Genomic DNA, 14,141 nt, shown 5'->3' with positions numbered 1-14,141 from the left:
TGCGCTGGTGTTGCGGCCGCGCTGAACGGTCATGGGTTGGGCTGTTGCCAATGCGCCTTGAGGTATTGGATGAACACTTTCACCTTGCGCGTATTGCGCCGGTGAGCCAGGTACAGCACATAGATCCATGGACCGAAAGCGCTCGGTTCGCGCCAGTACTGAGGCATCAGCTCGACCAGCTCGCCGCGCGCCAGATAGGGCGCGGCGCTCCATTGCGGAATGAACTGCAAGCCCTGGCCATCGAGCAGGCAGGCCAGGAGAAAGTCGTAGTTATCACTGGCCACCCGCGGCGTCGGTTGGGTCAGACGTATCCGTTGCTCGCCTTGCTTGGCCCACCAGAAGTGACGATTCAGTAGCGGATGGCGGAAGATCAGCCAGTCATGCTGCTGATAATTTTCCAGTGAAACGTCCTCGCCCTTGCGCGCCAGGTAAGCCGGGCTGGCACACAGCAACATCTGGTTTTCCACCAGCGGCTGTGCGATCACGCCGGGCAAGTCGATGGGGCCGTCCCGCAGCGCGAGGTCGTAGCCGCCATCCACCGGGTCTTCGAAGTTATCGCTCAGGTCCACTTCCAGTTTGACCTGCGGATGCGCGGTCAAAAAACGGCAGCACACCTGGTTGAGAAATGCCGGCGCGAAGGAGGGCGGGGCGGTGATCCGCAAGTCGCCGCGCAGTTCATGCTGCAACTGCTCCACGTCCTCGGTGGCCAGTTGCAGTTGCATCAGCGCCTGGCGTGCGCCTTCCAGATAGATGCGGCCCGCTTCGGTCAACGCCATGCGCCGGGTGGTGCGGTCGAACAGGCGCGTGCCGAGTTCTTCCTCCAGTTGGGCCACGGCCTTGGTCAGGGCGGAGGGGGTTTTGCCGAGCAGGTCGGCGGCGCGGCTGAAATTACCCTGTTCGGCGGTGGCGACGAACATGGTCAGGGCACTCATTTTGTCCATTTATCTATTCCTGATAGGCACAGAAGTTGTGCGGGAGCAGGCATTCAGTTCTCGATTTAGCGTGGATAGTCTTGGCTACAGACCAATAAAAATAAAGAGCTATCCCATGAAACAGCTTCTGACCCTGGCCGCGTCGCTTGCTCTGGCCTGTTCCTCGATGGAAAGTATGGCCGCTGTCGATCTCATCCTGCACAACGCCCGGGTATACACCGCCGAACCCGGCCAGACTTTGCAGCAGGCCATCGCGGTCGAGAACGGCAGGGTCGCGGCGGTGGGTTCCGATGCCCAGGTGCTGCGCCTCAAACAGCCGGGCACGCGCATCGTCGACCTTGGCGGCAAGGTGTTGATGCCGGGGTTTATCGACTCGCACTCGCACACGGTGAAGGGGGGCCTGCAATTGCGTCAGGCCAACCTGGACGGCGAGTTGCTGCCCCTCGACGAGCTGGAAAAGCGCCTGCGTCAGTGGCGCGAAGACGGCAAGGCCAAACGCGGTGACGTCCTCAGTGTCGGCGGCTTGCCATCGATTTACTGGAGCCAGATCGAGGCCCTTGAGCAGCGTTTCAATCAGGGCGAATGGGCGGAAATGCCGATTCTCTTTCTGGGCTGGGACCTGCACACGGGCTGGGCCAACCGGGCCATGCTCCAGCGAGCCGGGGTCGATGCCGCGCGGGTCAAGGCGCTGAAGGACGAAGAGCAGGCCACGATCGGTCATCACGAGGATGGACAGCCCAATGGCTTCCTGGTCGATGCCGGCCTGTATCCAGTGCAGGCGCTGCTTCCACCCCCGACCACCGAAGAGTTAATGGCGGGCGCGCGCGCAGCACTGGACTACTACAAGAGCCTGGGCATCACCGGCTGGATGGACCCGATTGCCAACGAAATCCCTGGCGGCGATGTGAACAATCAGTCGGTGGGTGTACTGCCGATCTACAAGGCGCTGGCCGAGCGCGGCGAGCTGACTGCTCATGTGGCCGCGCTGCTGATGGCCGATTCGAAAGCCACGCCGGCCGATCTCGATGAACTGGACAAGGTTCGTCAGCAGTTTCTCGGCGTGCCCAACCTGACCCTGCCGGGGATCAAGGTGTTTGCCGATGGCGTGGCGGAAGTCCCGGCACAAAGCGCCGCCATGCTGGAACCCTACAAGAACTCGAAAAAGTCCGGCGAGCTGCTGATCGACCCCGCGCACTTCGGCGAGCTGGTCAGCGCCGCCGACGCCCGCGGCTGGCTGGTGCACATCCACGCGATTGGCGACCGCGCGGTGCGCGAGTCACTCAACGGCATCGAGCAGGCGCGCAAGGATCGGCACAGTGGCATCCCGCACTCCATCACGCACCTGCAAATGGTCAATCCGAAGGAGTTCGCCCGCTTCAAGACACTCAACGTGATTGCCTCGATTCAGTTGTATTGGGCCATGGCCGATGAGTCGAGCATGGACCTGGTCAAACCCTATGTCAGCGCCATGGCCTTCATGTATTCGTACCCGGCCCGCTCGCTGCTCAAGAATGGCGCGACCATTGCCGGCGCCAGCGACTGGCCGATCACCACGCCGGATCCGTGGAAGGCGATCTACCAGGCGGTCAGCCGCAAAGGCCCGAAAGGTGTGCTCAACGGCGCCGAAGACATCGACCGCCAGACCATGTTCCAGGCCTACACCCTCAACGCGGCCCGCACCCTGCGCCTCGAGGACCGGATCGGTTCGCTCAAGCCGGGCAAGCAGGCCGATATGATCGTCCTTGACCGCGATGTCTTTGCCGTCAAGCCCGAAGCCCTGCGCGATACCTGGGTGCTGCAGACCTGGTTCGCCGGCCGCGAGATCTACGCCCGCAATCCCTGATCCCCACAGAGCAAAAAACTGTAGGAGCGAGCTTGCTCGCGAAAGCGGTGTGTCAGCTGGCTTCGATGTTGAAGCTGATTGCCTCTTCGCGGGCAAGCCCGCTCCTACACGTTCAATACCAACGTAAAAAAGGAACACCGCTCGTGAAACTGCATTGCTTCGTCACCGACACCCACAACCCACAGATTCGAGGCCAGCAAATCGGCGAAACCTGGGCGGCTCAAATCGGCAAGACGGTGGCGCTCTATCTCGATTTTTTCAATCAGGTCGGTGTTGCGCCCGAACAGGTTCGCTCGATCGGCGAAGCCAGCCTGCAAGCACTCACAGACTGGAGCCCTTGCCTGGCCCAGGAACTGGTGGCCACGGCCGAAGGCACCGGGATTCCCCTGTGGCAACTGGCGAGCCTGAACGCCCGCACGGAAATCCTCGCGGTGATGCCGGCATCGCTCGAAGGCGAATGCTCGACGGCGGTCTTCGCACCGTCGGGGCCTGATGCACCTAAAACCATCCAGACCTGGGACTGGCACGATTCACTGGTGCCCCACGGCATGCTGCTGCAACTGACGAACGGCTCCGGCATGACCGTCAAGCTGTTCACCGAGTTCGGCATGCTCGGCAAGATCGGCGTTAACAGCGCAGGCATCGGGCTGCATTTCAACATCCTCCACCACGCCAGCGATAACGCCGTTGTCGGGGTGCCGGTGCACGCGATTGCCCGGCGGATCCTGGAAGAGGCCAGCAGTGTTGAAGAGGCCATTGCCCTGGCGCGATCGGCGCGGGTCAGTGCCTCGACGGTGCTAACCGTGTTCTCCCGCAGCGATGCATCGCCCCGTGCGGCGAGCATTGAAATGTCCGCCGCCGGCACCGCCGTGGTGCTGCCTGGCGAAGACGGATGGATCACCCACACCAACCACTTCCTCGACGCGACACTGAGCCTTGGCGAGCGAACGCCGGACGCGTCGACCACCTACGCACGCCTGGCCCATGTCAATGCGGCGCGGCTCGACATGATCCATGGAGACCTGAATCGCCGGGCAGCGGCCATGTGCGGTGCCGCCGGCGACGATGCGCCGATCTGTTTCCATCCGGACCTGAGCATGCCGGCCACCGAGCGTTGGGAAACCCTGCTGACCATCGGTATCGACAGCGAACACGGCGTCCTCGAATACGCCGCCGGCAACCCGATGCTGCTGGCCCGCAACGGCTTCCAGCGTTTCTGAACCGACGTCCTCCATAACAACAAAAAGAGCACTCGATATGGCTAGTAACGGAAACTCCACGGCGGGTTCGCAATCCGCCCTCAGAGCGTTCTTCGTCTCCGGCATGGGCACCGCGCTGGAGTTCTATGACTTCGTTATCTACGGCACGGCGGCGGCGCTGGTGTTTCCCAAGGTGTTCTTCCCGCAGATGGACCCGCTCACCGCCACGCTGTTTGCCTTCGGCGCCTTTGGCGCGGGCTTTTTTGCCCGTCCGTTGGGCGGTATGGTGTTCGGGCACTACGGTGACAGGATCGGTCGGCAGAAAATGCTGGTGATCACCTTGTTGCTGATGGGGCTGAGCACCTTGTTGATCGGTTGCCTTCCGGGCTACTCGTCGATAGGCCTGGCAGCGCCGGCACTGCTGGTGCTGTTGCGACTGATTCAAGGTTTCGCGGCCGGCGGCGAATGGGGCGGGGCGGCGCTGTTCGGCATCGAATCGGCGCCCCCCGGTCGACGAGGGCTGTGGGGCAGTTTCACCAGCATGGGCATCGGCATCGGCGGCATCCTCGGCGCGGCCGTGTTCGGCGTCGTCAGTGTCGTCTCCAACGATAACCTCGCCGATTTCGCCTGGCGCATTCCGTTCTGGCTGGGCGGTGTGCTGGTGTTGATCGGGCTCTATGCGCGGCTACAAAAGCCCGTGGCGCAACCCGTCGAACACAAGACACAGGCACGCATTCCGCTGGTCGCGGCACTGCGGGCGCGCCCCAGGGAAATGCTGCTGTGCACCGGGATCGCGTTTGGCTACGTGACCATCGCCTACATCGGCAGTACGTTCTTTTTGTCGTATGCCACCCAACTCGGCTACGGCAGCACGGACGCACTGCTCTTCGACTTTTCGTTGTCCGTGGCAATTGTGGTGACCGCGCCGCTGTTTGCCCTGCTGTCCGACCGGATCGGCCGACGCAAGGTTATGATCCTCGGCGCAATCATCATGGCCATCGGGTTCTTTACCTTCTTCCCGTTGGTTGGCATGAAGAGCCTGCTTGTTTCAACCTTGGCCTATATCGCAGTGGGTGCGTTCATGGGCGCGACCCAGGGACCGATCCCCGCGTTTCTCGCGGAACAGTTCCCCAGGGAAATGCGCTATTCGGGGATGTCCGCGGCCTACCAGATCGGCGCTGCACTGGGCGGCGGTACGGCGTCGAGCGTGGCCACGGCGATCCTGATTGCCACCGATCACAATGCACTCGGCGTTGCCGTATACGGTTCGGTGGCGCTGGCGATTGTGGCGGTTTGCTCGTTCTTCTTGAGGGAAACGGCGCACTTGAGCATGGCGCAGATTGATCAGGGAACCGCAGCACCGGCACCACGGGCGAAACATGGAGAGCGCAGAAGTGTTGTTCACTGAAGATCAAAAGCTATGGGGGCGGCGGTGCGACGGTTCGATTGGCTCGCGAAGGCGGTGGGGCGGGTGGCATCTTCATTGAATGTGCCGGCCTCTACGCGAGCAAGCCCATAGTAGATCGGTGGCGAGCACCTATCTTTTGTTCGGCGCGGTCAAGTGCGGGAGCGGGCCTGCATGCGAAGACGATTTCAAAGGCGCCGACCTGTTACTTCTTACAGTTACGGTCCGGCTCCAAAAGGGCCAGTCTTTCGCCAGTGAAAGCTATGGACCGTCAACGCCGTGAAGGCTCACCCCCAAACTGCGACACTCATGCTGTCGGTCATCGATCCGCGCATCACTCGGCAACGCTTCGATGTGGCGGGACGTTTGACTCAATCCTGGGATCCACGCTTGAGGGCGCGGCGCCGATGCCGAACCTGACAACTCTCTATGGCTTGAAAGGTCATGCGTGGCTGACAGACAGTGTTGATACCGGGTGGCAGTTGGGGTTGCTGGTTAGGCAGGGTTGCCCTGTTCCTTCTGGAATACGTGGGGCAGTCAGCCTCATACCGAGTTCGACGAGCAACAACGGCCCATCAGCGTTACGGAACAAACCGCAGGACAGCAACCGGGTGTGGTGGACTGCTTGACCTATGGTGGCGCCGATCCAGTGTTCGCCGCGCACAGCCAATGCGGGCGGATGATCCGCCATGACCATCCGGCAGTTACACAATGGGTTGCTGACTACGGGCGCGCCGCTTCAATACCGGTTGAGGAGCAACGAGTGCTGCTTGAGCTTGAAACACCTGACTGGCCAATCGAGGTTGATGCCAGAGACCCGGGCCTGGAAGGCGATCATTCATCACCTGTCATAGTTTCAATCACCGGCGGTGAGCCTCAGGCACAAATCGATGTCATAAACAACGTTCGCACCCATTTGCAGCCAAGCCTGACTCAACTTGCCCACCACGTCGTCTGGGTGGCTTTCGTTCGGCGGTCTGCCGTCTATGGCGGCAAGCCCTCACGTTAGAACACTGGGCGAGGTGCTGCTTTCGTTGGCGGTCGAGCCAGAACATTCAGGATGCGGCCAGCGCTCACAACGCTTGTTTCAAGTGCTCACTCAACAACCGTCAGCACGGCATCGAACACAGTGATGGGAACAGCAGCCGGTATTCTCTGGCTTGATCAGACTAAATAACGCCTCAGTCTGGGCCTGAAACGCTGCGACGGTCTCGGGCAATCCGCAAGCGGACCATCACGACGTAGTGCTCTGGGTTCGCTATCAACAGGACGGAGAAATGACTCCATCATGTGTTTGCCAAATACTTCACATGCTCAACCAAAAAAATAGTGTTTTTTTTTTATTCAAGGACAATGATGGGCAAAATTTTTTGCCTAAATATGCTCTACGGCCAGAGGGAAAGTAAATGCCGATCGACAACGCTGATTCAGGTGATGGCGATTTTGATTCCACTAGGGATCGCGTTGCGTTGGGCGAAGAAATTCGCAAATTGCGCAAAGCTCGCTCAAAGACCTTGGCCGAAATTTCCTTGGCCACTGGCCGGTCGATCAGTTTCATAAGCCAGCTAGAACGTGGTCGTGCTGAAATTCCAATTTCCGATCTGAAGCGCATCGCACTTACTCTTGGGGTGCCATTGGATTGGTTCTTCATGGCAAATGAGCAGCCAGCGGCAGAGACCGGGAGAGTGGTTCGTGCAGGTGGTCGTCGACGGTTGGGTTCGGTGGCCGGCGGGCTGACGGAGGAATCGTTATCACCCTCTATCGGAGGCGCGTTCGAAATGTTCCTCAGTACGATTGGTCCCGGTGCCACCTTCGAAGCCAAGAGCACCCGCGGGACTGAAGAAGAGGGTTTTCTGGTTTCTGGACAGCTCAATCTCTGGATAGGTGAGCATCCTTTCAGTCTGAGTGCAGGAGACAGTTTTCGCATCGCCAATGAACCGTATCGCTGGGAAAACCCCGGTGAGATCGATGCCGTTGTCATTTGGGTTATTGCACCGCCAGCCTTCTAACAGATTGCTTGGGGCAACCGCTATTTCATTTTGGTGTAAAGGGTCAGTAACGCTGGCAGTCTGGGGCTGTTCGGAGAGTTGACTCATCTCACGCGCTCTATCCTCGTCTCTTCAAATCTCCAAAGTGGATGTACTGCCTCGACGCACAATAGGGTCGAGGGCAGGTGTGGAAGTCGCTTCCCACAGGTCCGCGTATCGTTCGCTAAAGAGACCTGGCAATCCCTCGATTCGCGCTGTCCTCGAAGCGGGCATCTCACGTAATTCCTTCGTGGCCCGTTCGACCTGCGTCGACAGCAATGGCCCTATCTGAAGCATGCCCATTGAACGGGACTATCGATCAATGCTTCGCTCTAATAAAAAATTTAGTGCATTAATTTTTTCAGGATGCATAATCAGGTCATAAAGTTTTTTGAGAGAAAAATTACAGACGGTAATTGCAGGGTTGAGATGAGGGTCTGAAGGTGAATGATGTCGCTGGCATAGCGAAAATGGATCTTGGGATGGAAACGCCTGGGGACCGCATCGCTTGGGGCAATGAAATTCGCAAGCTCCGTAAAGCACGTGGTAAGACACTTGTCGAGCTTGCATTGGCAACAGGTAGATCGCCCAGCTTCCTCAGTCAGCTAGAGCGCGGAAACACCGAGATTTCCATTACAGATTTAAAAAAACTTGCAACGGTACTGGGTGTGACCCTGGGTTGGTTTTTTACCGCCGATAGCAAGCCAGCCGCAGAGATGGGGCGTGTTGTACGTGCCGATAGTCGTCGACGCTTAGGCGGATTTCTCGATGGTATTACCGAAGAACTGCTGTCGCCGGATATAGGTGGGATGTTCGAAATGTTTCTCACCAGCTTTGCGATAGGTGCAGTTCGCCCGCCAGCGACGCCGCGTAATACAGAGGAAGAGCTCTACGTTATCAGTGGGCAATTCGATATCTGGTTGGGCAGGAATAAGTACAGCCTGAAAGCGGGTGATAGTTTTCGAATAGTTCGTGAATCGTACTGCTGGGTCAATACCGGCGACACAGAAGTTAAGATTCTCTGGGTGATAGCTCCACCGACCTACTGATCATTTGTCGTATCAACAAGTTGCAGAGGTAATAAGTAACGTTTGAAACGTCCCTTTATCAGGGTTGTGGGTTCGTGCATCCATAATTTGTCAGGCGCAGCCTAAGGCTTAAACAAAATCAAGAATGGCGCTGAAGTTCTAGACCTGAAATAAAGCGCTTGGTGTAAGTGTATAAAAAGAAAAGGCTCTGTACAGAGTGGGGCTCAATAAAATTGCCTACTCGAATCGAAAGTTCGATTAAACAGATGTCGATACGACGGTTTTCTTATTTCAGGAGATACACAAGTGGCTTCTTCATCTGATAAACGCATCGACGTGACGCCGCCTCAGGTTGAACCGACCGATTCAGGTTGGTACCTGGCTAGCGGAGTGGAACTGCCGCTCAATCCGCTCACCACAAATGTGACATGTGAATGCCTGGTGATTGGTGCGGGCTGGATGGGGTTGCATGCTGCACGTCGCTACGCCGAACTCAATCCCAATGCCCAAGTGCTGTTGGTGGATGCCGGTCGAATTGGCAACAACGCGTCCGGTCGATGCATGGGCTTTGCCATTGACCTGGCACACAACCCCCGTAAGCGTGACTTTGTCGAAGATTTACAAGGCAACCGGGAAGAACTTCACGTCAACCTGGAAGGCACCTCATACATGAAGAGTGCGGTTGAAGCAGGTGTGGATTGCGACTGGGATCCTCAGGGCAAATATCACAGTGCGGCAACCCAGCACGGCGTGGCTGACCTCGTACATTTCTCCAAAGCCCTTGACGTTATGGGGCAGAAGTACAGCTGGGTCGAGTCCGAGGGGATGCGCGAGCTGACCGGTAGCAAGCATTACATCAAAGGCTTGCATCACCCCGGTACTGTGCTTCTTCAGCCGGCCAAATACTTGATGAATGCGGCGCGCGCACTTCCAAAAAACGTCAGGATTCACGAGAACACCATTATTACGTCTGCCAAATTCGGCAAGCCGCACCATGTGTTCGAAACCCGGAACGCCGTGATCAAAGCGAATAAAGTGATCATTTGCGCATCGGGCTACCTGACCAACTTCGGTTTTTACAAGAACTCGGCAATCCCGGTCTACACATTTGCCAGTATGACGCGTCAGCTGACCGAGAAGGAGCTCGCGGGCTGCGGAGCTGGTCCGTTCGGGCTTATTCCGGCAAACAGCTTTGGTACTACAGTCCGCCGAACCAACGACAATCGACTGATCTTTCGCAACGTTTATTCATACGCCAAGAAGTACAAAACCACGACCGATGATGTGCATCAGGCAAGCCTGCAGCAGCAGGTGTCTTTCGACAGGCGCTATCCAGAACTCGCCTCCATGGGGTTCGAGTCCAGCTGGGGGGGGCTGCTGACCCTGTCCCAGAATGGCGGAATGATCTGGGGTGAACTGGCCGAAAATGTTTACGGTACGGGTATCTGCAACGGTACGGGCGTGTCCCGCGGCACTGCATTCGGGAAGGCTCTGGCCGAACTCGCCTCAGGCATGAACTCCACCACCATCGAAATCCTCAAGCGCCGTAAGGCTCCCTCACGAGCTTATCCGGAAATCATTACGTCGTTGGGTGTGAAGTTCGTCACCGGACGTCGCTTCAAAGAAGCTGGACAAGAAATTTAAAAACAGGAGAACTTGCAATGGCAAATCTGGCCGGCATCAACCTTGCGATGCAAACCACTTTTAACGACCGCGGCGAGATCGATTACGCCGCGTTCGAGAATCTCATCGACCAATACATCGAGGCGGGTGTACATGGTCTGGTACTCGGTGCGGGTACCGGTCAACACCCCTATTTGACCGAAGCCGAATGCAACAAACTTTATGAAGTGGGCATCAAGCGCATCAACGGTCGTGTCAACGTCATCTGCCAAACCTCGGCATTGAATATCGATGAAGTCGTGCGCCGATCCAAACATGCCGAGAGCATAGGCGCCGATGCGCTCATGATTCTGCCGCCGTACCTGGAAGGTCCGACCGATGAGGATGGTCTGTTCGAGTTTTATAGCGAGATCGACGCAGCCGTAAATATCGACATTATCGGCTACAACATTCCATACGCTACTCAGATATCGATTTCTCCGCAGCTCCTCAGTCGTCTGCAGCAGTTAAAAAACTTTAACTATATTAAGGACAGCAGCGGCGATTTCACCGTTCAGCAGCAGTACCTTCAAAGTGGAGGCGGGGTGTTGAACGGTGGCGACACCCTCACTTTGTACGCCTTTCTGGCGGGCACAAAGGGCGCCATCTGGGGCGCTGCCAACTACATGCCCCGCGAATCGGTGGATCTGTACAACCTGGTTCAGGAAAAGCGCTACGACGACGCATTCGCCCTGTGGAACCGTATGTTGCCGTCGTTGCTGCTGGTTCAGACCACCAACTACATCCCGTCTGTGCTGTATGCGGCACACCTGCGGGGCTTCGGCACCGGTAATTTGCGCAAACCGCAACGGCGCATCACCGAGCAGGAAGCGACTGTACTCAAAGCCGTTCTTCAGCCGCTTCTCAATGGCTAATTCGGAGGGCTGGAGCACTGAAAATCGGTTCCTTGCAGTCATCCAGAGACCACTCTTTGCGTTGTCTGAAGATTGCTTGCAGTACTGATTTTCTATGGTTTTTCAGCCTCGTGAGCGCCGATGAGAAAATTTAAGTCGGCGCGATGGTCTGGGACGACACGCTAGGCCCCCTCGTTTGTCGGTAAAAAGAAACGGGCGATTGATACCTGGTGGAAGGATAAACGGGGAGCTCGCCGGAAAGTGGGCGCAGATGTCAGGCAATAGACGATGCCCGGTTGACGCAACTGATGGCGCTCGGCCGAAAAACAATAATCAGCTTCCGGATAGGCCTATGAACATGATTACTCAACCTACTCAAGCAGTCGCAGCCCCAATCGTGGAGTGTCGCGGCGTTTGGAAAATATTCGGCAATCAGAGCCCTGTGGCAATAGACGCCGCGAAGCGCTTTACCGAAGGCAAGGATGCGTTACTGAAGCAACACGGCTCAGTCGTAGCGGTCGCAGATGCGACCTTTACCGTGCAGCAGGGTGAGACTTTCTGCATCATCGGCTTGTCGGGTAGCGGCAAATCGACATTGATTCGGCATTTCAACCGACTGATCGCACCTACCTGTGGTGAGGTACTGATCCATGGCCAAGACATCTGCAAGATGGGGGCTGGCGACCTGAGAGACCTGCGTTCCCGGAAAATGGGAATGGTATTTCAGAACGTTGCTCTGTTGCCTTATCGCACGGTGCTTGAAAACGTGATGCTGCCGCTTGAAGTGCAAGGCATCAATAAATCCGATGGCGTGCGCAAGAGTCAGGAAGCACTGGACAAGGTTGGCCTGGGCAATTGGGCTAATCGATACCCACAGGAACTCTCCGGAGGCATGCAACAACGCGTAGGCATCGCGCGAGCATTGGTCGCCGATCCTGATGTGTTGTTGATGGACGAGCCGTTCAGTGCGCTCGATCCGTTAATCCGCAAGCAACTGCAGATCGAATTCAAAAAGCTCTCCACTGAGCTACGCAAGACCACCATTTTCATTACTCATGATATCGACGAAGCCATTCGTATCGGTGATCGCATCGCAATCATGAAAGAGGGCCAGATGATCCAGATCGGTACCCCGGAAGAAGTGGTGCTCAACCCGGCTGACGAGTACGTCGCCAGTTTCATGGAAGGTATTTCTCGGCTGAAGCTGCTCAAGGCGCGCTCAATGCTCAAGCGTATCGACGGTCATGACCTCACTCAGTTTGGTGGGCGTTCGCTGGACGCTCTGGCCAGTGTCGACATCGATGACGATCTCGAGACCCTGATCGATGTAGCCGTGGATAAACGCGAAGACGTGGTTGCCATCAAGCAGGATGGCCAGATCGTCGGCACCGTGTGCCGTGAAACATTGCTCAGGGCCGTTCGCGGCCTCGATCTGGCTTGAGTCATGAAGCCTAGAACGGGTTTTGGGAGGAGAGTATGAATACAATCATCGAGGCATTCGACGCCATCGTCGATACGTCTCTGGCTTGGCTGATCGATGAGGCGTCTGGGTTCTTCGGAGCGATGAGCACGGGTATGGAAGCTGCCTATGGTGCGCTTAATACCCTGTTGATGTTCGCCCCATGGTGGGTGGTGGTCCTGGTCGTGGCTCTGATCGGCTGGCGAGTGAATGGTGTGTTGTTCGCAATTACCGCCGCGGCGGGCCTTTGGTTGTGCCAAGCCATGGGCTTGTGGACCGAGACCATAGCCACGCTCACGCTGGTGTTCAGCTCAACCTTGCTTGCACTGTTGATCGCTATTCCGCTGGGTGTGCTGGTGGGGCTGTCGGCGAGGTGGAAGCACAGTGCCGAGCTTGTGCTGGACTTCATCCAGACTATGCCGCCGTACATCTTCTTGTTGCCGGGTATCGCCTTACTTGGATATGGATCCGCGACAGCAATCTGGGCGACTTGCCTGGTGGCGATTCCACCCGCTTTACGTCTTACCGCACATGGCATTTTCATGACGCCGGCGCAGTATTGTGAACTGGGCTCGGCCGTGGGCATGAAACCCGTGTCGCAGGTTTTGAAGATTCGTCTGCCATTCGCTATTCCTTCGATCCTGGCGGGGATCAACCAGAGTCTGATGTTGAGCTTTGGCATGGTCGTGATTGCCGGCATCGCGGGGTCTGGCGGGTTGGGGCAGACCATTTATGAGGCTGTGCGAACCCTGAAGATCGATCTGGCCGTCAATGCAGGTATCGCCATCGTGGTGCTGACGATCATTCTCGACCGCATCTCCCAGGCCGTATGCACCACTGAAAAAGGAGCAGTGTGATGGACTTCAGCATCTCTCCCGGCTCTATAGTTGCACCATTTCTAAGCTACCTGAACAGCAATTTCCATGACGGTTTCATGGCCATTGCGCAGTTCTTTGATGTACTGATTGGTGGCATTGTCACTCTGCTCTCCCTTGGCTCGCCGGAAGTAGTCATTGGCTGCCTTTCCTTAATCTGTGTGCTGGTCGCGGGTTGGCGGGTAGGGCTAATGACCCTCATTGGTCTTGCCTGCTGCTTTGCGCTGGGGATGTGGGCTCCGGCAGTGCATACGATTGCGCTGATCATTATCGCCGTGGCGTTTTCGCTGTCGATCGGCATGGTTTTAGGTGTGCTGTTGTCACGTAGCGAGCGACTGAAGATCTTCTCGCGACCGATTCTGGATGTCATGCAGACCATGCCGCCGTGGGTCTACCTGGTGCCAGCGGTGGTGCTGTTCGGACTGGGCGCGGTACCAGCCTTGCTGGCCACCATCATCTTCGGCATCCCGCCAATGATTCGCCTGACCATTTTAGCGATGAGCCAGATCCCAGCGAATCGACTTGAGCTCGGCGCCGCGATCGGCGCAAGCCCACGGGAAATCCTTTGGAAGATCGAACTGCCTTCGGCATTGCCGACCCTGCTGGTCGGCGTCAACCAATGCGTTCTGTTGTCCTTGGGGATGGTAGTGCTGGCGGGGCTGGTCGGGGCTGGCGGGCTTGGTTCTGAGGTGACTCGTGGATTGAGCCGCATGGAGTTTGGTTTGGGCGTGCGCGCAAGCCTCGCCATTGTGATCCTTGCGTTGATCATTGACCGGGTGTGCCGCGGGACAATTCCGGCACGCTTTCTTAAACACTGATCAATGCTGGCTCGAAAAACAGTAGCGGTTGTTCATAGA

12 protein-coding genes are annotated in these 14,141 nt (G+C 57.3%); 11 read left to right on the top strand and 1 reads right to left on the bottom strand.

Annotation, left to right across the window (positions count from 1 at the left end):
* Positions 1 to 29: 29 nt before the first annotated feature.
* The gene (locus AC1D1M_RS00160) at positions 30 to 941 is read right to left on the bottom strand and encodes a LysR family transcriptional regulator (RefSeq protein WP_477762102.1); all 912 of its coding nucleotides are present in this window, start codon (positions 939 to 941) and stop codon (positions 30 to 32) included.
* A gap of 106 nt (positions 942 to 1,047) precedes the next feature.
* Here AC1D1M_RS00160 and AC1D1M_RS00155 point away from each other — a divergent pair, with 106 nt between their 5' ends.
* The 11 genes from AC1D1M_RS00155 to AC1D1M_RS00105 all read left to right on the top strand — a co-directional run bounded on the left by AC1D1M_RS00155 (position 1,048) and on the right by AC1D1M_RS00105 (position 14,102).
* Positions 1,048 to 2,775: an amidohydrolase gene (locus AC1D1M_RS00155; protein ID WP_477762101.1), complete on the top strand. Its 1,728-nt coding sequence runs from the start codon at positions 1,048 to 1,050 to the stop codon at positions 2,773 to 2,775.
* Between the two features lie 143 nt (positions 2,776 to 2,918).
* Positions 2,919 to 3,995, top strand: a complete 1,077-nt coding sequence (locus AC1D1M_RS00150; protein WP_477762100.1) for a C45 family autoproteolytic acyltransferase/hydolase — start codon at positions 2,919 to 2,921, stop codon at positions 3,993 to 3,995.
* 37 nt (positions 3,996 to 4,032) lie between these two features.
* Positions 4,033 to 5,382: an MFS transporter gene (locus tag AC1D1M_RS00145; RefSeq protein ID WP_477762099.1), complete on the top strand. Its 1,350-nt coding sequence runs from the start codon at positions 4,033 to 4,035 to the stop codon at positions 5,380 to 5,382.
* Positions 5,383 to 6,004: 622 nt separating this feature from the next.
* Positions 6,005 to 6,388: a hypothetical protein gene (locus AC1D1M_RS00140; RefSeq protein WP_477762098.1), complete on the top strand. Its 384-nt coding sequence runs from the start codon at positions 6,005 to 6,007 to the stop codon at positions 6,386 to 6,388.
* Between the two features lie 397 nt (positions 6,389 to 6,785).
* Positions 6,786 to 7,388: a helix-turn-helix domain-containing protein gene (locus tag AC1D1M_RS00135; RefSeq protein WP_477762097.1), complete on the top strand. Its 603-nt coding sequence runs from the start codon at positions 6,786 to 6,788 to the stop codon at positions 7,386 to 7,388.
* A gap of 461 nt (positions 7,389 to 7,849) precedes the next feature.
* On the top strand, positions 7,850 to 8,455 hold the full coding sequence (locus AC1D1M_RS00130; RefSeq protein ID WP_477762096.1) for a helix-turn-helix domain-containing protein: 606 nt from the start codon (positions 7,850 to 7,852) through the stop codon (positions 8,453 to 8,455).
* A 285-nt stretch (positions 8,456 to 8,740) separates the two neighbouring features.
* Positions 8,741 to 10,078 carry an NAD(P)/FAD-dependent oxidoreductase gene (locus AC1D1M_RS00125; protein ID WP_221179058.1) on the top strand — a complete coding sequence of 446 codons (1,338 nt, stop codon included), beginning with the start codon at positions 8,741 to 8,743 and terminating at the stop codon, positions 10,076 to 10,078.
* Between the two features lie 17 nt (positions 10,079 to 10,095).
* On the top strand, positions 10,096 to 10,971 hold the full coding sequence (locus tag AC1D1M_RS00120; RefSeq protein ID WP_123366532.1) for a dihydrodipicolinate synthase family protein: 876 nt from the start codon (positions 10,096 to 10,098) through the stop codon (positions 10,969 to 10,971).
* 331 nt (positions 10,972 to 11,302) lie between these two features.
* Complete coding sequence (locus AC1D1M_RS00115) at positions 11,303 to 12,391, top strand: quaternary amine ABC transporter ATP-binding protein (RefSeq protein ID WP_477762342.1); 1,089 nt, start codon at positions 11,303 to 11,305, stop codon at positions 12,389 to 12,391.
* Between the two features lie 35 nt (positions 12,392 to 12,426).
* Complete coding sequence (locus tag AC1D1M_RS00110) at positions 12,427 to 13,266, top strand: ABC transporter permease (protein ID WP_477762095.1); 840 nt, start codon at positions 12,427 to 12,429, stop codon at positions 13,264 to 13,266.
* Positions 13,266 to 14,102 (top strand): ABC transporter permease, encoded by an 837-nt coding sequence (locus tag AC1D1M_RS00105; RefSeq protein WP_477762094.1) that lies wholly within the window; start codon positions 13,266 to 13,268, stop codon positions 14,100 to 14,102. The genes AC1D1M_RS00110 and AC1D1M_RS00105 overlap by 1 nt, the downstream gene beginning before the upstream one ends.
* Positions 14,103 to 14,141: the final 39 nt, after the last annotated feature.

This window comes from Pseudomonas sp. P1_F7, from assembly GCF_056405655.1.
This window is presented reverse-complemented; position numbering and strand designations above follow the sequence as displayed.